The organism is Luteimicrobium sp. DT211, assembly GCF_049844995.1.
Classification (GTDB): Bacteria; Actinomycetota; Actinomycetes; order Actinomycetales; family Cellulomonadaceae; genus Luteimicrobium.
In genome coordinates this window covers 218,564-237,452 of record NZ_JBNCMC010000001.1, presented here as the reverse complement: position 1 = coordinate 237,452, position 18,889 = coordinate 218,564, and the positions used below count along the sequence as shown (strand labels likewise).

At 70.1% G+C, this 18,889-nt stretch carries 13 protein-coding genes; 7 read left to right on the top strand and 6 right to left on the bottom strand.

What is annotated here, in order from left to right:
* Window positions 1-10: 10 nt before the first annotated feature.
* From ACLQ14_RS01065 to ACLQ14_RS01040, 6 genes are all read left to right on the top strand, one after another.
* Window positions 11-4,156 (top strand): TIGR02680 family protein, encoded by a 4,146-nt coding sequence (locus tag ACLQ14_RS01065; protein WP_425808970.1) that lies wholly within the window; start codon window positions 11-13, stop codon window positions 4,154-4,156.
* Window positions 4,153-5,400 (top strand): TIGR02679 family protein, encoded by a 1,248-nt coding sequence (locus ACLQ14_RS01060; RefSeq protein WP_425808968.1) that lies wholly within the window; start codon window positions 4,153-4,155, stop codon window positions 5,398-5,400. Before ACLQ14_RS01065 ends, ACLQ14_RS01060 begins: the two co-directional genes overlap by 4 nt.
* Before the next feature lie 78 nt (window positions 5,401-5,478).
* Window positions 5,479-5,868, top strand: coding sequence for a transposase (locus ACLQ14_RS01055; RefSeq protein ID WP_425808966.1), 390 nt, complete (start codon window positions 5,479-5,481; stop codon window positions 5,866-5,868).
* Window positions 5,822-7,069 carry a hypothetical protein gene (locus tag ACLQ14_RS01050; RefSeq protein WP_425808964.1) on the top strand — a complete coding sequence of 416 codons (1,248 nt, stop codon included), beginning with the start codon at window positions 5,822-5,824 and terminating at the stop codon, window positions 7,067-7,069. The genes ACLQ14_RS01055 and ACLQ14_RS01050 overlap by 47 nt, the downstream gene beginning before the upstream one ends.
* Window positions 7,070-7,184: 115 nt before the next feature.
* Window positions 7,185-8,048, top strand: a complete 864-nt coding sequence (locus tag ACLQ14_RS01045) for a hypothetical protein (protein WP_425808962.1) — start codon at window positions 7,185-7,187, stop codon at window positions 8,046-8,048.
* Window positions 8,049-8,051: 3 nt separating this feature from the next.
* A complete protein-coding gene (locus tag ACLQ14_RS01040; RefSeq protein WP_425808960.1) occupies window positions 8,052-8,339 on the top strand; it encodes a GNAT family N-acetyltransferase in 288 nt (95 codons plus the stop codon).
* Window positions 8,340-8,659: 320 nt separating this feature from the next.
* On the opposite strand, the gene ACLQ14_RS01035 is transcribed toward ACLQ14_RS01040, so the two are convergent.
* The gene (locus ACLQ14_RS01035) at window positions 8,660-12,133 is read right to left on the bottom strand and encodes a replicative DNA helicase (RefSeq protein WP_425808958.1); all 3,474 of its coding nucleotides are present in this window, start codon (window positions 12,131-12,133) and stop codon (window positions 8,660-8,662) included.
* A gap of 304 nt (window positions 12,134-12,437) precedes the next feature.
* Between ACLQ14_RS01035 and ACLQ14_RS01030 the strand changes: the two genes are divergently transcribed.
* Window positions 12,438-13,808: an MATE family efflux transporter gene (locus ACLQ14_RS01030; protein WP_425808956.1), complete on the top strand. Its 1,371-nt coding sequence runs from the start codon at window positions 12,438-12,440 to the stop codon at window positions 13,806-13,808.
* A gap of 92 nt (window positions 13,809-13,900) precedes the next feature.
* Here ACLQ14_RS01030 and rplI read toward each other — a convergent pair whose 3' ends face one another.
* The 5 genes from rplI to ACLQ14_RS01005 all read right to left on the bottom strand — a co-directional run bounded on the left by rplI (window position 13,901) and on the right by ACLQ14_RS01005 (window position 18,709).
* Window positions 13,901-14,350, bottom strand: a complete 450-nt coding sequence (gene rplI / locus ACLQ14_RS01025) for a 50S ribosomal protein L9 (RefSeq protein ID WP_425808954.1) — start codon at window positions 14,348-14,350, stop codon at window positions 13,901-13,903.
* A 25-nt stretch (window positions 14,351-14,375) separates the two neighbouring features.
* On the bottom strand, window positions 14,376-14,612 hold the full coding sequence (gene rpsR / locus ACLQ14_RS01020) for a 30S ribosomal protein S18 (RefSeq protein ID WP_284292650.1): 237 nt from the start codon (window positions 14,610-14,612) through the stop codon (window positions 14,376-14,378).
* 105 nt (window positions 14,613-14,717) lie between these two features.
* Window positions 14,718-15,233 (bottom strand): single-stranded DNA-binding protein, encoded by a 516-nt coding sequence (locus tag ACLQ14_RS01015; protein WP_425808951.1) that lies wholly within the window; start codon window positions 15,231-15,233, stop codon window positions 14,718-14,720.
* Between the two features lie 128 nt (window positions 15,234-15,361).
* Complete coding sequence (gene rpsF / locus ACLQ14_RS01010; RefSeq protein WP_425808949.1) at window positions 15,362-15,652, bottom strand: 30S ribosomal protein S6; 291 nt, start codon at window positions 15,650-15,652, stop codon at window positions 15,362-15,364.
* Between the two features lie 183 nt (window positions 15,653-15,835).
* A complete protein-coding gene (locus tag ACLQ14_RS01005) occupies window positions 15,836-18,709 on the bottom strand; it encodes a transglycosylase domain-containing protein (RefSeq protein ID WP_425808947.1) in 2,874 nt (957 codons plus the stop codon).
* Window positions 18,710-18,889 lie beyond the last annotated feature (180 nt).

Here is an 18,889-nt window from a genome sequence, read left to right as displayed (position 1 = left end):
ATTCGAGCCGATGACCGCCAAGACCCACCCGGGACGTTGGCAGCTGCACCGCGCCGGGATCGTGAACGTGTGGTTCTATTACGACGCCACGTTCGAGTTCTCCGGCGGCCGGTGCATCTGGCGCGGCACGAACGGCGCCGGCAAGTCGCGCGCCCTGGAGCTCCTCCTTCCGTTCCTGCTGGACGCCGACCGACGCCGCATGGACGCCACCGGGCAGGGCAAGGTCCGCCTCGAGGAACTCATGCGCGCCGGCGGCAACGGTGAAGGCAACCGGCTCGGGTACCTGTGGCTCGAGCTCGAACGCCTCACGGACGACGGCCCGCAGTACCTGACGCTCGGGGCCCTCGTGCGGTTCTCGCACGCCACCGCCAAGGCCGACGCGTGGTACTTCACCACGCCGCTGCGCGTCGGTCATGACCTCGCGCTGCTCGGCCCCGGTCGCGAGCCCCTGCCGCGCGCCCAGCTCACCGAACTCATCGGTGCCGACCGCATCACCGACAGCCCGGCCACGCACCGCGACCGGGTCCGCGTCGAGGTGTTCGGGCTGCACGGCGACAACGGCCTACAGCGGTTCACAGGCCTCATACAGCTGCTGCACACGCTGCGGGCCCCGGACGTCGGGAACAAGATCGACGACGGAAACCTGACCAAGATCCTCGCCGAGGCGATGCCACCGCTGTCGGAGACCACCCTCGCGGACGCCGGCAGCAAGCTCGACGCGCTGCGCGAGACCCGCGAGGCGCAATCACGGCTTGCTGGAAGCCGCGACAGCGTCCAGGAGTTCCTCGACGTGTACTCCCGGTACGCCTCGGCCACGTTGCGCGCCACCGTCGCCGACGTCGTCGAGGCCTCGGCCGCGGCCGGCACAGCGAACGGTGAGGCGAAGGCGGCGGTCGACCTCGAGGAGCAGGCACGCGTGGAGAAGGAGCGCGCGCAGGTCGACCTCGAACGACTGGAGGAGGACGTCACCCGGCTCGGTGCGACGGTCGCCGCGATCCGCCGCTCGGACCGGTACGCGAAGGTCGAGGATCTCGCCGCCCAGGAAGAAGCGGCCAAGGCCATCAAGAGCTCCGCGGACCAGGGCTGGCGCACGGTGCGCACCACGGCCGGCGTGCTCGAGCGCGAGGTGGGATCCGCCGACCAGCAGGCTGCAGCGGTCGCGGCCGCCGTCGGTCGCGCCGGCGCCAAGGCGCGCCAGGTCGCGGACGCGATGATCGACGCGCACCTGCCTCACCACCTCGCCCTCACCTGGAACGTGACCCGCACCGCGGCTGTCGTCCGGCACGAGACCTGGTGCCGGGACGCCACCGTAGACGCGCAGCAGCACACGGTGCCCGGCCCGGACGTCCTGCACGTACAGCCAGCAGATCTCGACGCGGTCGTCGCGGCCACACAGCACGCCCGTACCGCAGCGCGCACCCGTCGTGACATCGCGCAGCACCGGGCCAGCATCGCCCACGACCTGAACGAACGCCTTGAGCAGCTCATTCGGCAGGAAGATGCGGTCGAGCGGCGGCGCACTGACGCAGCCGAGGCGGCACAGCGCGCCGAGGATAGGAGCGACGAACGGGACGCGGCCGCCGTCTCGCTCGCTCAGGCGTGGGCCGCGTGGGCTCAGGACGACACCACCACCGAGCTCCTGCGACCAGTCCAGTGGCCGCAAATGCTGGCCGACGTGCTGACGGACTCCCAGGCGCTGACCGGGGACCGCGACGACGACGGAGACGTCGCCGGCCTGCGCGAGGTGCCTGCCGACCTGGCACGCGAGCCGCTGGAGACACTCCGCGAGCAGGCCAGCGAGCTGCGCCGTCAACAACGCCAGGACGACGAGCTGCGCACGGCCTTGCAGGACGAGGACCGGCGCCTGGAGCGCGCGCAAGACCCCGCACCACCCGCCGCCCCAGGGCACACCGCTGACGTCCCCGACGGTATCCCGCTGTGGCAGGCCGTGGAGTTCACCGACGACGTCCCCGATCATGTGCAGGCCGGCATCGAAGCGGCACTGCTGGCCAGCGGCCTGCTGACCGCATCCCTGAGCGCACGCGGCGCGCGCGACATCAGCGACGGCCAGGTCCTCGTCGACGCGACCGGGCCGCTCGCGGCGCGCAACCTGACCGCGGTACTGCGCCCCGACCCCGCGAGCGAACTCGACCACGACGTCACGCGAGCGGTCCTGGAGCGCGTCGGATGGAACGACCTGGAGCAACCCGTGGCCGTCACCCAGACCGGTGCTTGGCGCAACGGGCACCTACGTGGCGTACACACTCGTCCCGCCGCCGTACACGTCGGCGCGGCCGCGCGCGCCGCAGCACGAGTTGCCCGACGGGCGCAGATCGCCGCAGAGCTCGACGCGCTCGACACGGCACGTGACGACCGCGCGCGGGCGCTGCAGGCCCTACAGGAAACCGCCGACCGGGTGCGTAACCACCTGCGCACAGCACCGACCGGGGACGCCGTCATCCGGCTGCGGTCCTCAGCCCGCACGCTGCAGCAGACCGCCGCCAAGCTCGAGACCAAGGCGCGCGACGCCGCCCGTGTCGTCGAAGAGGCCCGCGCCGCCTGGACGCTCGAGCACCTCGAGCACACCAGTGCGTGCGCACACCAGGACCTCGACCCGGACGTCAACGGGCTCCGCACGCTCGTCACGACGTGCACCACGGCAGTCGACGGGTGCGACGCGCTGGCAGAGCTCATGGACGCGATCGCGGCCGCGATCGCCGAACACGAGCGACGCACGGCCGGCGCCGCACAGGCGACCAGCGACCTGGACCGCGAGCTGGGCGAGGCGCGCACGCTGCACGCCCGCTGGGTGCAGGCTCACGCAGAACTCACCACGCTGCAGCAGACGGTCGGAGTCGACCGAGAAGCCGTCATGGCCGAGCTGCGCGCTGCCGAGGGCGCCCTCCAGACCGCGGAGGCGAAGCAGAAGGCGCTGCGCACACGCTTGCAGGACGTCCTGATCGGCGCGGCAGCCGAGGCGCTCGCCCTCGTCCGCGAGACCGGACGGGACGCCGAGCGGCTTACCGGGGTGATGAACGAGAAGATCGCGCATCTGCACGCCCAGGCACAGCTGCGTGGTGTGCAGCCCGCGGCCGTTGGCGACGCTGACGTCCCTTTGCCCGCCGTCAACGACAGGCCCGCGGACGTGACACGCGCCTGCCGGGGCGCGCTGGCGGTGCTGCCGGCCGGGTCGGTCAGCCCCCGGCAGATCGACGCCGCGATCCAGACGATGGCCACTCGCCTGGCCGGGGTGTTCGACGTGACGTGGGACCTCGAGCACGACATACGGATCGTGACCCTCACCGACGTCACCGGGTCATGGTCGGCTACGGCCGCGCACGCCACCCTGCACGCTGCGCTCCTGGACGGACAGGCCGCCCTCAACGACCAGGAGCGGCGCGTGTTCACGACGTTCGTTCTGCAGGGCGTCGCTGGCGAGCTCGGAGTCCGCCTGCGTCAGGCTCTAGCGCTCGTGCAGGACATGAACACCTCGCTGCAGCACATCCGTACCGGGCAGGGAATCCGCCTATCGGTTGCGTGGGCGATGCCGGAGGACACCGCCCACGAGATCCGCGAGCTCGCCGAGCTCGCCATGGGCAGCTACGACACCCGTAGCGAAGCGGACGACGACCGCCTGGTCACCCTCATCAAGACGCTCGTCGACCGGGCCGCCGACCTCGACCCGTCCGCCGGGTACACCGCGCACCTGCAGGCCGCGCTCGACTACCGCGTGTGGCACAGGATGTCGGTGTTCATCCTGGGACCCGGCGCCCGTGAGCGCCGCCCGATCACGCCGCGCTCGAAGCTGTCGCAGGGCGAGACCCGGTTCGTGTCGTACGCGACGCTGTTCGCCGCGATGGACGCGTTCCTGACCGGGCTGCCGGACACTGGTCTAGCGCTGCGGCTCGTGCTGCTCGACGATGCGTTCGCGAAGATCGACAACGTCGTTGTCGCCCAGTTCCTCGGGCTGCTCGTCAGCCTCGACCTGGACTTCGCGATGACCGGGCACGGCCTGTGGGGCACAGTCGCACAGGTGCCCGCCCTTGACGTGTACGAGGTGCGCCGCAACAACGGGCCCGCAATCACCACGCACGTGCACTGGGACGGCCACACCCGCCACCTGCAGCCCGTGCGTGCCGGCGCCGGTGCGCCATGACCGCGACCAGCAAGGGCGTGCTGCAGTTCCTGGCCTCGCCCGGCCTCACCCCGGTGTGGGAACGCGTGGGTACGCACCTGCAACGCCGCGGGCTCGTTGCGACCGGTGTCGTGAACGTCGACCTCGACGACGACGGCGCCGAACGCCTCGGTCAGATCCTCCACACCCTCGTGCGGCCCGGGCGAGTCCGCGTCGACGTCGCCGCACTGGACAGTGCACTGCGGGCTGGCGCCGCACGTCGAGGTGTCGTCGGCGTAATCGAGGCCGTCACGGGCCGCACACTGGTCGACCGCGGTGCCGCGAAGGCACAGACGGCCGCCGGGTGGGGTCGGGTGTGGAGCGAGCTTGACGAGGCCCTCCAAGACGCGGGCCTTGGTGACGCCGACTGGGCGGGCTCGTTTGTCGCCGATCTGCGCCGCACCGGTCTGCTCACCCGCGCCGGGGTGGAAGCAGCCGGCGCTGCGGTCGCGAACGCCGGACGCGTCTGGCAGCTCGTGCGCCTGCGTGACGGTGACGGACGCGGTGGCGGTGAACTCGGGGAGATCGCCGCGGCGGCGACAGGCACCGCTCACGGCCTGGACGCCACGCTGACAGCCGCGATCGTTCTCCGTGCGGCAGCGGCCGCGTACGCCGTCCCGATCCCCGCCACCGCGAGCCAGCGACGCGACCTGTGGTCACTGATGGAAGTCAGCGTTGACCAGGTGTCCGGCACCGTTCTGGTCTGGGGTCTCCGGCCGCCCGGCGGAACTCGCTGGGCTCACATGATGAGCGAGCGCACCGAAATGGGTTTGGTGACGCACCTGACCGTGTCCGAGCTCGAGATCGCCGGCGCTGTGGTTGAGTCTGGCGCCCAGGTGTGGGTGTGCGAGAACCCGCAGGTGCTGCAAGCAATGGCCCGCGAGCGTGCGCGTAACATCGTGGTGTGCACTGCCGGGAATCCGGCGTCAGCGGGCTGGATGTTCATTCGACAGGTCCTGGCCGACGGCGGGCAGATCGCCTACCACGGCGACTTCGACTGGGCAGGTGTCGCGATCGCGGGCCGGGTTATCGCCGCAGGGGCACGCCCATGGCGGATGTACGCGCGCGACTACGCGGCTGCGCTGCCACGTGCTGGAGGGCAGCTGCTCACCGAGTCACCCGTCGCAACGCCGTGGGACCCACAGCTGACGTTGCTCATGAGCCAGCACGGCGTGGCGGTGCACGAGGAGGCGCTGCTGGACGTCCTGCTCGGTGACGTGCGCTGAGCTTCGCAGGGGCGTGAGGAACGTATCAGTGACAGCTGATCGTTAGTGCCCGGATGCGCTGATGGGGAGGATGTCAGCATGGCCGGTCCATACCCCAAGGAGATCCGTGAGGATGTTGCCGCGATTGCTCGCAGCCGCGAGGGCGGCGTCACCATCAAGCAGATCGCGACGGACTTCGGGATCGGTGAAGCAACGCTCCAGAACTGGCTCCGTAAAGCCGATGTCGAGGATTGCAGCCGCCCCGGTCAGACCGCGTCCGACGCAACGGAGACCCGGGAGCTGAAGAAGCGGATCGTCCCCATCACCGACAGACGCCTGCGTGTCCCACAGACGGGCCGGTCACCCCATCATTGGAGTCAGCGCCGAGTGACTCGGTGCGTCCTGCCAGTCCTAGGTGTGCCCGCCGCGATCGGAGATCGTCGTGAAGAACAGCGCGTTGTGGCGAGTCGTCGACAACGACAGTGGTGACGAGACCATCGTCAGCACGCCTGCAAAAGCGGTCGCCTTCATCAACAGCCGGTTCGACACCGATGAGAATGACTCCCCGTTCAGCGTCACGGAGGTCGGCCCCTTCGTCCCAAAGCCCCTCGGCGTCATCACCGCGTGGGCGGCCAGGCGGGACGACGAGCGGACCGATGGGAGAACCGCACCGATTACGATCAGGCCGATCGTGGCGGACGGGGCCATCGACCGGTGCGACCACGTCGTCCTCTGGGACGACGTACACGTCACGTGGGACCACGACGTCTTCACCGTCACCGGTCCCGACGGCTTCGAGTACGACGAGGCCGACAGCCCCGCCGAGTTGAGCAAGATCCTCGACGAGTACGCCACCGACTACGACTACACGGAAACTGAAGGGTCCGACGGCTACCCGCGACCGAACCAGCGAGAGTTGATCCAGTACGGCGCCCAGGAGTGCGCCCGCCGGTTCGAGCACCTCGACGACGACGCACTGCTGTGGCTCGCAGCCACCCGCATCACCCTTGACTTGTGGCGCAACACGCCCGTCGAGGATTGGCACGCCGGAAGGAGCCCGCTGCCCGACGGCACGATGATGCGGATAAACGCGGCCACGACCCGGCTTGTGCGCTCGATGCTGTCGTTCGACCACATCGACTGGGTCGCAGTTGGTCTCGCGATCGTCAATCCGTCGCGGGGCCTGCCGACCGGACAGTCCGTGCTCGAACTCGGGTCGGCCTGCCACAACCCCGACGACCCGGCGCACGAGGACGATCCACGCGAAGACCTCGCGGAAATGGCACAGGACGCAATCGCCTGGGGCCGCGCGTGCCGCCTCCACGAGCACGAGTTCGGCCTGCGAACCGTGATCGAGTACCTCTGCGCGCTCGACAACGGCTGGTTCGGCGCACCAGCCTGGGCACGCATCGTCGATCGGTTCGTGGCTGCAGCGGACGACCGCGAGCACGTCCACTGGCGCGTGCACCGGGACAAGCCTTGGTTCGACGAGTGGTTCACCAACCGTCCGGCCGACATCGCGGACACCGCCGAGCTGCGTCGGCTGCTGCTCGCTGGGCCAGACCTGCTATCCGACGACGCTGCAGAATGGTGCGTGGACGGTGCCATCGGGTACGTCTGCCGGGACAACCACGCGGACGGATGCTCTCGTTGCGACATCCCGTCGGCGACGGCGTCCCCGGAGGTGTGACCGCGCGCATCGGAGCCTAAGGGTACGTCGACGGTGACTCGGACACGTGCGACTCTTCACTATGACGGTGTCGTGTCGTCCACGACGTCGTGGGGCCATGCACGACTATGAGTGGATGTCGTTCGACAAGCAGGTCTTCGAAGTGCGCGCCCGTGGGTTCGAGGCACTCGAGGTCACGACGCTCTCACCAGACGAGCTCTATGCAGAACTGATGTGGGTGGTAGCGACATCCTCCGTGCGGCCGGGCGACCCCTATCACGTGTCGCTACCGATCCTGACCCTTCGGCCGCCCGCCGGAACGATCCTGTGGAGGGCGCGCGCTCTCGCACCTGACGACCACACGCTTCCACTCAAGGGGATGCACCACGTTGCGGACGCGTGGGAGCCGCCCGCTCAGTTCATCAGGGCTGCTGGCCGGCTCAACAAGCCGAGCGAGTCGCTCCTCTACACCTGCATCGGGAGCCCGATGGCGGCGCCTCGAGAGATCCGTGCTAACGACGGTGCACGGTTCAGTCTGATGAAGTTCGAGGCAACCGAGGACTTGTCGCTGACCGGCGTAGGCCTACAAGCAGCCCCGGACGCGGCGGACCTGCACATGGACGAGAGCAGTCGCCTCATTTCAGAGTTCTTTGCTCGGCAGTTCCTGCGACCTGCGCGCGACGCCAACGGCTCGGACTACTACCTCTCGGAACTCGTAGCCAAGTTCAATTATGACCTTCCCCCGGCGGTTCACGACGGCTGGGCCTACCCATCCACACAGACCGCGGGCGCGGTGAACGCAACCTTCTACCCCGAGTCTGCCCACCAGAAACTCGCGCTCCGAGGTGTCGCCGTATGCACCTTCGACTCGGCTTCAGACTCGTTGCAGGCGTGGTGCTACTCAGATGCCAACGCAGGTTGGGACGAGTTCACCTGGTACGCGCACGGCAGCCCCATCCAGCGCGCGGTCTTTCCGGAGTTCTCGGCGCCCTCTCCGTAGCCAGTGTCCACGCGACACCAGTCCGCCGACCGGCAGCGTCCGGGCGGCTTCGTGGTCCATCTGTTCCTACCGGAGGTGTGGGGAGACGGGTACGCTGCGGAAGCCTGCAGGGCGGCACTCGGTTGGCTCGACGATGCCCTTCCGGGCGAGCCGGCGGTGCTTCGCCACCCAGATCGCCAAGAGCCCTCGGTAGGTCTCGCCTTGCGACTGGGATTCACCGAGCAGGAGCGTCTCGAGGTCTATGGCGCCGAGCAGTCGTTCGGCGTGCGGTCCCCCTTCCCGTCGACGTAGGCCGCCTCACGCACGCGACCTGCTCCTCGCCGCGGCAACCACGGTGCAACGACCTACTCGCGCCCTGACTGGGCCGATCGCGGCGTGCAAGAAGAACGCAGTCAGCGCGACAGGGGCAACGACAGTGGACCCATAGTGGCACCCCGTTGCGACGGAACGGTCCGACACCTCGCGCCACCTAAGGCGCTTGTTCCTCATGGTGAGGGCTTCACGCGAGGGGCCGCCCGCGTCTTGTTCGGTTCAGGTATTTAAACCACATGTGAGATTGAACAAGGTAGCGTGCACATCGACACCCGTCGCAAGATCGGATCCAATTGCGGTCACATCTGCATGTCGACGAACCGCGAGTAGTGGCCCTGGAATGCGACGGTGATCACGTCGGTGGGACCGTTACGGTGCTTCGCGACGATGAGGTCGGCCTCCCCCGCGCGCGGGGACTCGCGCTCGTACGCGTCCTCGCGGTGGAGGAGGATCACCATGTCCGCGTCCTGCTCGATGCTGTTGTGGAGAGCGATCCCGTTGGCGACGAAGTTGTGCGTTCCGACGACCGTCGCGTCGAAGACCTGCTTCTCCCCCATCGGCTCGATGGCGACGACCTCGTCCCACAGCAGGTCGTTGACGGCCATAATCTCGAGCTCCTCGGACTCGAGGACCGCGGCGATCCGGCCGAGACGCTGCCGCGAGGGCGCGTGCTTCCACAGCGTGCTGCCGCAGAACTGCGTGCCGATCGCTGCGGCGAACTCGCGATGCGTCATGCCGCGCTCGACGAGCAGGTCCTTGACGTCCTCCCACACCTGACGGGGCACGGTGTCGACGTTCGTGTTCGCCTGCTTGTCGCGGATGATCTCGAGCAGGCGCGCAGCTGACCCGCCGCGCTCCCCGTGCACGCTGATCTCCTGAAGGAACCGGCGTTGGTCGTCGATCCCTGACACGTCGAGGGTGTAGCCGGGCCGGTAGCTCGCTTTCGGGGTCGCGGTGCGGAGCCGGGTCGAGATCCCGAACCGGAGCAGGAGTCGGGACAGGTCGTCGACGAGTCGACGCGAGGTCGACGCGTAGTAGATCCGCCCACTCCGGCCGTTGGCGTTGACGGTCACCGACCCGTCGGTCGCCCAGATGTGACGAAGGAAGAGAGCGATCTGCTCCTTGGGTAGATGGAAGACGCCCTCGGGCACGAACTTCTCGTGACTCCGCAGCCCGAACAGTCCGAGATCATCGAGCCACTCGGCGATCGGGTTACGCCGACCGCGCGCCAGCCGGTACGGCGCCGGGAGGCGAAGCGTCGTCACGCGCGCGGCCGCATACTCGTCGCGGATCGGCGTGATCCCGAACGCCGCGGCAGCCTCGGTGACGATGGCGAGGTTCTTCTCGTCGATCGACGCGTACCGGAGCGGCTGGCGCTTGACGAACGACCCGTCGCCCAGCAGATGCGCGAGCATGATGACCTTGCGGTCGTCCCACTCGGCACGCCGCTCAGGACCCGGCACGTGGCGCGGCACCCCCACGCGCGATCCCACCTCGAGCTCGCCCAGCGCGGTCCAGCCGCCGTAGGTGAGGAACGGGTGGTTCGCGGTGGCCTCGACCTCCTTGCCGGACGCGAGCCGCACTCGGAACACCGGCTTCACGCCCGTCGGGAACACGTGCGTGAGGTGCCGGCGGACGTACTGGAGCCGGTCGTTGAGCGCCCACACGGGCACGTCGCGGGCACCGAGCGCGAACAGCTCGCCCATCGTGGTCTCGGCACCCGTGTCGGCTCGCAGGATCCTCGTATCCTCGGTGAGGCAGCCCGACTCACGAAGGTCGGACATGGCAGGCTTCTTGTCCTGCCGTTGCTCGGCGCCACGGTTGAGCTGCGAGATCGCGATGACCGGCACCTCGAGCTCCTTGGCGAGGAGCTTGAGGGCACGCGAGAACTCGGACACCTCCTGCTGCCGGGACTCGACGCGCTTGCCGGACGTCATGAGCTGCAGGTAGTCGATGACCACGAGCTTGAGGTTGTTCCGCTGCTTGAGCCGCCGGCACTTGGCGCGGATCTCGGTGAGCGTCATGTTCGGCGAGTCGTCGATGAACAGCGGCGCCTCGGAGATCTTGCCCATCGTGGCGGCAAGCTTCTGCCAGTCCTCGTCGCCGAGCTGACCGTTGCGGAGCTTCTGTAGGTGGATCCGCGCCTCGGCGGCGAGCAGGCGCATGGTGATCTCGTTGCGGCTCATCTCGAGCGAGAACACGACGGCGGCCTGGTTGTGCTTGATCGCGGCCGACCGCACGATGTCGATGCCGAGCGTCGAGTTGTGCGTCGGCACCATGGCCCGCGTCGCGAGGTACAGGTGGTCGGGGTCGTCGATCTCGACGCACCGCACCGGCACCGAGCCGATGGCCTCGACCGCGACCACGAGCCGCGCCGCGAACCGCCGCGACGGGCGCAGCTCCTTGTGCAGGATCCGCAGGTCGTCGCGCGCGAACACGTCGTCGTCGGCCTCGAACACCACGCTCGCGGCGCCCGTGTCCGCGACGGGCTCCGTCCGGTAGCCCAGCCCGACCACGAGCTCCCGCACGTCGCCCGCCACCGAGCCCGTGGCGAGGTCGAGGCTGACCGCGCCCGACCGCAGCACGTGGCCGGCGTCGTCGGCGACGCCCGCGAGGAGCTCACGGCGCTGCAGCTCGCTCGCACGCAGGTACTCGACGGGGACCCGGGAGAGCTCACCCCGGCCCACCGCAGAGCCGACGACCCGTGGCGGCGCGGCGAGCGCGACGTCCGGCAGGACGAGGGGCGCCGACGTGACGACGGCATGGTTCGCCCGGCGGTCGGGCGTGTCCGCGTGGACGGTCGCGGCGAGCTCCTCGGTGGTCCGCACCGTGCCCGCGAGGCCGGACGCCCGCCGCGAGTCCCGCGTCGACGTCGACCACTCGTGCAGCGCGTCCGCGACGACCTGCGTGCCGTCGTCGAACGTCACCCGGTAGCACGGCCGCCCGACGAGCACCTCGGTGGCCCGCACGACGCGCGTCGGGCGACCGTCTGCGGCGAGGAGCTCGTCCCCCACCTGGACCTCACCCATCGTGGTCCAGCCCGTCGGGGTGGGCAGCGGCGTGTCGAGCGCGAGCGCCTTGCCGATCGCGGGGCGCGCGGCGAGGACGATCATCTGCCCCGGGTGGAGGCCGTTGGTGAGCCGGTCGAGGTCGGCGAAGCCGGTCGGCACGCCGACCATGCCCTCGCCGCGGTGCCCCGCCGCCTCGATCTCGTCCACGGTCGGGCCGAGGATCTCCGAGAGCGGCACGTAGTCCTCGCTCGCCCTCCGCTCAGTGACGGCGTAGACCTCGGCCTGGGCGTTGTTGACGATGTCGTCGACGTCGCCGCCGTCGGCCGCGTACCCGAGCTGCACGATGCGCGTCCCCGCCTGGACCAGGCGGCGGAGCACGGCCCGCTCGCGGACGATCCGCGCGTAGTACCCCGCGTTCGCGGCGGTCGGTACGCGCGCGATGAGGTCGTGCAGGTACGGGGCGCCGCCGACCCGCTGGAGCTCGCCGCGCTTGGTGAGCTCGGCAACGACGGTGATCGCGTCAGCCGGCTCGCCACGCCCGTACAGGTCGAGGATCGCGTCGTAGATCGTCTCGTTCGCGGGGCGGTAGAAGTCCGTGCCGCGGATCTCCTCGACGACGTCGGCGATGGCGTCCTTCGAGATGAGCATCGAGCCCAGGACCGACTGCTCGGCCGCGACGTCCTGCGGGGGGGTGCGGTCGAAGCCTCCCCCGGGCGCCGCCTCCGGAGCGTCGTAACCTGCCTCGAGCTCGTCGATCGACATCCGCCCGGGTCCCCTCTCGTCCGTGCCTCACGGCCTGCGCTGGTACGAACACCTGTTCTACTCCGGCCCCCCGACACGAACCCGGAGGTCCTGCGTCCACGGTCCCGCCGCAGGAGCCTCCGCGACAGTAGGCGCACCGCGGACGACGCACAAACGCACCTGTGGACGCCGCTGTGGACAAGCTGGGGACAGTTGCCCGAGCGCTGTGCACAGGTCGTGGACAACGCTGTGGACAACATGCGTGTCGTTCGCGGCAAGGCTCCCGGAACGGCCGCGCGGCAACGGTTCGCTAGCCTGTGGAACTGTGGACGGAAATCTCTCGCGCGACACGCCGAGGCGCGCCGCCGAGAGCCCCGAGTCCCCCCGGACGCTCGACCGCCAGATCCTCGCCCTCGCCGTCCCGGCGCTCGGTGCGCTCGTCGCCGAGCCGCTCTTCGTCCTCGTCGACAGCGCTGTCGTCGGCCACCTCGGCACCGCCCAGCTCGCCGCGCTCTCGGTCGCCTCGACCCTGCTGACCACGCTGGTCGGCCTGTGCGTCTTCCTCGCCTACGCGACCACCGCGGCCGTGGCGCGCCGCCTCGGCGCCGGCCAGCGACGGCAGGCGCTCCAGTCCGGCGTCGACGGGCTGTGGCTCGCGGTCGGCCTGGGGATCGTGCTCGGCGCGCTCCTCGCCCTCGCGGCGCCCTGGGCGGCCCACACCCTCGGGGCCGCGGACGACGTCGCGCACTACGCCGCCGTCTACCTGCGCTGGTCCGCGTGCGGCCTCCCCGGGATGCTGGTCGTGCTGGCGTCGACCGGGGTGCTGCGCGGGCTCCAGGACACCCGCACCCCGCTGTGGGTGGCGTCCGGCGGCGCCGTCTTCAACGCCGGCCTCAACGTCGCGCTGGTCTACGGCGCCGGCCTCGGCATCGCCGGCTCGGGCATCGGGACTGCGGCGGCCCAGCTCGGCATGGCCGCCGTCCTGTGCGCGGCGGTGGTCCGCGGCGCCCGGCGCGAGCACGCCTCCCTCGTCCCGCACGCGGGCGGCATCTGGGCCAACGCCCGCGACGGGCTGCCCCTGTTCGTCCGCACGCTCTCGCTGCGGGCGGCCATCCTCGTGACCGTCTTCGTCGCGACCGCCCTCGGCGAGGTCGCGCTGGCCGGGTACCAGGTCGTCAACTCCGTGTGGGGCTTCGCCGCCTTCGCGCTCGACGCCCTCGCCATCGCGGCGCAGGCCCTCGTCGGTCACGGGCTCGGCGCGGGCGACGTCGCCACGACCCGCCGCATCCTGCGCCGCACCCTGCAGTGGGGCGTCGGGGCGGGCGCGCTGCTCGGCGTGGTCATCGCTGCCGGCGGCTGGTGGTTCGCCCTGCTGTTCACGCAGGACCCCGACGTGCGCGCGGCCGTCGCGGTGGGGATGGCGGTCTGCGGGCTGCTCCTGCCGATGGCCGGGTGGGTGTTCGTGCTCGACGGCGTCCTCATCGGCGCCGGCGACGGCCGCTACCTCGCCTGGGCGGGAGTCGCGACGTTCGTCGTCTACGTGCCGGTCGCGCTCGCCGTCCGCGCCTGGGCGCCCGACGGCGCAGCCGGGCTCGCGTGGTTGTGGCTCGCCTTCGCGGGGGTCTTCATGGCGGCGCGGGCGCTGACCACGGGCTGGCGTGCCCGCGGCACGCGCTGGATGCGCACCGGCGCCTGACCCGGACCTGGCGCCGCCGGGGACGACGAAGGCCCGACCCCACGACGCGAGTCGTGGGGTCGGGCCTCGTCAGCGGTGTCCGAGCGCGAGGCTCAGGCGGCCACCACGGTGACCGTGACGGTCGCCGACACCTCGGGGTGCAGGCGGACCGACACCGTGTAGGTGCCCGTGGACTTGATCGGCTGCCCGATCTCGACCTTGCGCTTGTCGAACGCCGGGAAGCCGGAGGCCTTCGCGGCGTCCACGATGTCGGCCGTGGTCACGGCGCCGAACAGGCGGCCCGACTGACCGGACTTCGCGGAGACGACGACGGGCTTCGACTGCAGCGAGTCGCGGATCGCCTTGGCGTCGTCGAGCGACGCGATCTCGCGGGCCTTGCGAGCCTTGCGGATCGCGGCGACCTGCGACTCGGCGCCCTTGGACCACGCGGTCGCGAGACCGCGGGGCACCAGGTAGTTGCGGGCGTACCCGTCCTTGACGTCGACGACGTCGCCGGGCTCGCCGAGGCCGGTGACCTCGTGCGTGAGGATCAGCTTTGCCATGGTTCTGTCCTTCCCTGTCCGGCCGTCAGCGCGCGGTCGACGTGTAGGGCAGGAGCGCCATCTCGCGCGCGTTCTTCACGGCGCGGGCGATCTGGCGCTGCTCCTGCACGGAGACGCCGGTCACGCGGCGCGCGCGGATCTTGCCGCGGTCCGAGATGAACTTGCGGAGGAGAGCGACGTCCTTGTAGTCGACGGTCTCGACCTTGGCGGTCTTCAGCGGGTTGGACTTCTTCTTCGGCTTGCGCACCACAGGCTTCGCCATGGTGTTGCTCCTTCGTTTACTCCTCGGACCGTCCGTGCCGGGCCGCCGTCGGATGGACGGGGCGGGCGCGGGGGCCGAGGTTGTCGTATGGGGGGTGCGGTGGGACTAGAAGGGCGGCTCGTCCGAGAACGACGAGCTCGACGACGCAGGGCCCGCGGTCGCCCACGGGTCTTCCTGCTGCGCCCCACCGGAGCTGGATCCGAAACCGCCGGACGACTGGCCGCCACCGCCGAAGCCGCCACCACCGCCGCCACTGCGCTGCGCGCGCGTGACCTTGGCCGTGGCGTAGCGCAGGGACGGACCGATCTCGTCCACCTGCAGCTCGACGACGGTGCGCTTCTCGCCCTCACGCGTCTCGTAGGAACGCTGGACCAGCCGGCCGGAGGCGATCACGCGGGTGCCCTTGGTGAGGGACTCCGCGATGTTCTCCGCGGCCTCCCGCCAGATCGAGCAGCGCATGAACAGCGTCTCGCCGTCCTTCCACTCGTTCGACTGGCGGTCGAAGGTGCGCGGCGTGGACGCCACGGTGAAGTTGGCGACCGCGGCGCCCGACGGCGTGAACCGCAGCTCGGGGTCACCCGTGAGGTTGCCGATCACCGTGATGATGGTCTCGCCTGCCATGCCTGCTCCTTCGGTCGGTCGTTCCCGTTGCGGCGATGGTGCCAGGTGTCGCCCACATCCGCGAGGGTGTGGTGCGCCCGGCCGTCACCGCGCGAGAGCGTGAGTGCTCGTCGGTCTCGGTTCCGGACTCAGTTGGCGTCGGTGCGCAGGACCTTCGTCCGCAGGACGACCTCGTTGAGGCCGAGCTGACGGTCGAGCTCCTTGGCGGTGGCCGGCGTCGCGGTGAAGTCGACGACGGCGTAGATGCCCTCGGACTTCTTCTGGATCTCGTAGGAGAGCCGGCGACGACCCCAGATGTCGACCTTGTCGACAGAACCGCCGTCGGTCGTGACGACCGAGAGGTACTTGTCGAGCGACGGAGCAACGGTGCGCTCCTCGACGTCGGGGTCGAGGATGATCATCAGTTCGTACTGACGCATGTGTGAACCCACCTCCTGTGGTCTTGACGGTCACGGTCCTTCCGTGACAGGAGGGTCTGCGTCTGCCGTGCACGACGCCGGACCGGCGGCCCGGCGCACCCCCACCGGGTGGTGGGCGCACGGCAACGCTCCAGGGTACCGGGGGGCGCCGCCAGATCGGAAATCCGGCGGCGCCTCCACCGGTCAGCCGCCGTTGCTGCCGGTGCCGTTCCCGTTGCCGTTCCCGTTCCCGTTCCCGTTGCCGGGGACGGTCGGCGTCGACGTGGGGGTGCTGCCCCCGCCGTCGCCGCCGCCCGCGCCCGCGCCGTTCGACACGACGATCGTCACCGTCGAGCCCTGGTCCACCGTGGAGCCCTCGCCCGGCTGGACACGGATCACCGTGCCCTTGGGCTGGTCGCTCCACTCCTCCTGGACCCGCGGGACGAGGCCGGCCGAGCTCACGGCCGCCTGCGCTGCGGCGGACGACTGCCCGACGAGCCCGCCCGGGACCTGCGCCGTCTGCTTGGGCTCCGGTCCACGAGAGACGACGAGCATGACCGTCGTGCCCGGGTTCACGGTCGAGCCCTCGCCCGGCGTGACGCTGATGACCGTGTCGACGGGCGCGGTGTCGGAGTACTGCTTGGTCGCGGTGACCTTGAGCCCGGCCGCGCGCAGCTGCATCCGGGCCGCCGCGACGTTCTGGCCGACCAGCCCGCCGGGCACCTGCGTGCCCTGGTCCTGCGTGGGCTCGTCCGTGGGGGTCTGGGTCGGCGTCTGCGTGGGCGTCTGCGTCGCCGTCGGGGTCCACGTGGACATGGTCGGGTCGTACTCGGGGAACTGCTCGACCGGCATGTCGGCGGTGACGTCCTTCATGTAGTAGGACCACAGGGCGATGGGCCAGGTGCCGCCACCCATCCCGTACTGCTTCCACAGGTAGTCGCCGAAGGGGGTGATGGTCACCTCCTTCTTGCCGTCCTTGGAGGACTGCCAGTTGCTCACCGCGGTCACGAGCTGGGGTGTGTACCCGACGAACCAGGCCGCCTTGTTGTCGTTCGACGACCCGGTCTTGCCGGCGATCGGCCGGCCCACGTACTGGACGGGGTTCTGGTAGGTGTCCGGCAGCCGCTTCGCGGTGCCCTTGACGGGGACGTCCTCCATCGCGGAGACCACGCCGTTGGCGACCTCCTCGCCGAGGACCCGCTTCTGCTTGGTCGGGCCCTGGTAGACGACGTCACCCTCGAAATCGGTCGCCTTCTTGATGACGTGCGCGGTCGTCTTGAGACCACCCGACGCGAAGACGGCGTACGCCTCCGCCATCTGCAGCGCGGAGACCGAGTCGGTGCCGAGCACGTTCGCGGCGTTGTCCCCGACGTTCTTGATGCCGAGGCGCTGGGCCATCTCCTGCGTCTTGGTCGGCCCGATCTCCGAGTTCAGATGGCCGAACACGGTGTTGACCGAGTCGTAGAGGCCCTGGCGCAGGGTCTCGTTGGGGAAGCCCTCCCCCTCGAAGTTGGCCAGGGGCTTCGAGCCCCAGCCCGGGATGACCTGGTTGTTGCTCCCGTCGAAGGTCTGGTCGAGCGAGTAGCCCTCCTCGAGCGCCGCGGCGAGCGCGAACGCCTTGAAGGTCGAGCCGCCCTGCGCCTTGGCGCCCGTCATGCCGTAGAACCCGGCGGCCGACGCGTTGTACTGGCTCTTCAGGTAGTCCGTGCCGCCGTAGATCGCGAGGATCGACCCGTCCGACGGGTCGAGGGTCGCGAGCCCCGTGCCCATGTACTTGGACGCGTCCTTCGGGGTGGCCTTGACCTGCTTGACCGCCTCGTCCTCCATGGACTTGTCGACCGTCGTCACGATCTTCATGCCCTTGGTGTCCATCTCCTCGTCCGTCATGCCGGACGCCGTGAGCTCGGCGCGCACCATGTCGATGAGGTACCCGCGCTGCCCCGAGAGGGACTGCGACTTCTTCACCGTCTTCGTCTTCGGCAGCCCGGCCTTGACGGCCTTGTCATACTCCGCCTGGGTGATGTAGCCGTCGTCGAGCATGAAGCCGAGGTTGCGCTTCCAGCGGTCCGTGGCGATCGCCTTGGCCTTCGGACCGAGCGCCGGGTCCCACACCGACGGCGCGGGGATGAGTCCGGCGATGAGCGCGGACTGCGAGGGCGTGAGCTTCTTCGCCGTGGTGCCGAAGTAGGCCTCCGCGGCGGTCTCGATCCCGTACGCGCCGCGACCGAAGTAGATGGTGTTGACGTACCCCTCGAGGATCTGGTCCTTCGGGATCTCCTTCGAGACCTTGATCGCCGTGAGCGCTTCCTTGAACTTCCCGACGTAGTCGGTGGTCGAGCCCTGGTGGAAGTAGCGCTCGACGTACTGCTGCGTGATGGTCGAGCCGCCGGCCCGCGAGCCCGTGCTGAGGTTCGTCACGAGGGACCGCGCGATGCCCTTGGGGTCGACGCCGGAGTTCTTGTAGAACGATCGGTCCTCGGAGGCGACGACGGCCTGCGGGACGTAGGCCGGAAGATTGGCGAGCTCGACGATCTTGCGGTTCTGGGTCGAGTACGCGTCGTCGCCGGCCGTCGAGGACCGCAGGTTCCCGATGACGGTCTTCCCGTCCGAGTAGTAGACGGTCGACGTCTGGAGCTTCGTGTACGCCGCGCCCGCGGTCGGGACCTTCGTCGTCGCGTACGCGGCCACGACCACGCCGACCCCGAGCGCGAAGACGGCGAGGATCGACCCGACGACGACCCGCCACGACGGTAGCCAGCGGCGGAAGCTCGTCACGTGGTACCGCGGGTAGTTGACGAAGCGGCGCCATCCGGTCCGCGGGTTCCCGCGCTTCACCGCGGCACGGCTCCCTGGGGCAGCACCCGCGGCAGCGCCCGTGGTCGCCCCCGACGACGTCCGGCCACCGGCGCCCGGGCGACCCGACGCGGAGGCGCCGGGGCGCGCGGAGGTGCGCGACGTCGTCGGGCGGATGGAGGGCGGCGGCGGGACCGGGCCGCGCGCCACGCCGTCGCCACCGCTGGTGCTACTGAAGTTGGGGCGGGCGGGAAGGCCGCCGTTCGCGTCGCCTGCGGAGCTCACGCTCAGCCTCTCGTCGGACGGTCAGGACACGGGTGGGCGCTGCTGCACGGCTGGGTGAGCCGACGCCACGCCCTCCGGAAGGATAGGCGGTCGACCATCGTCCGGACCGGGCGGTTCGTCAGGTCAGGCGGATGTTTCGCCACAGTTGCCCCGGCCGTCCGCCGGTCCTTCACAAGCGCC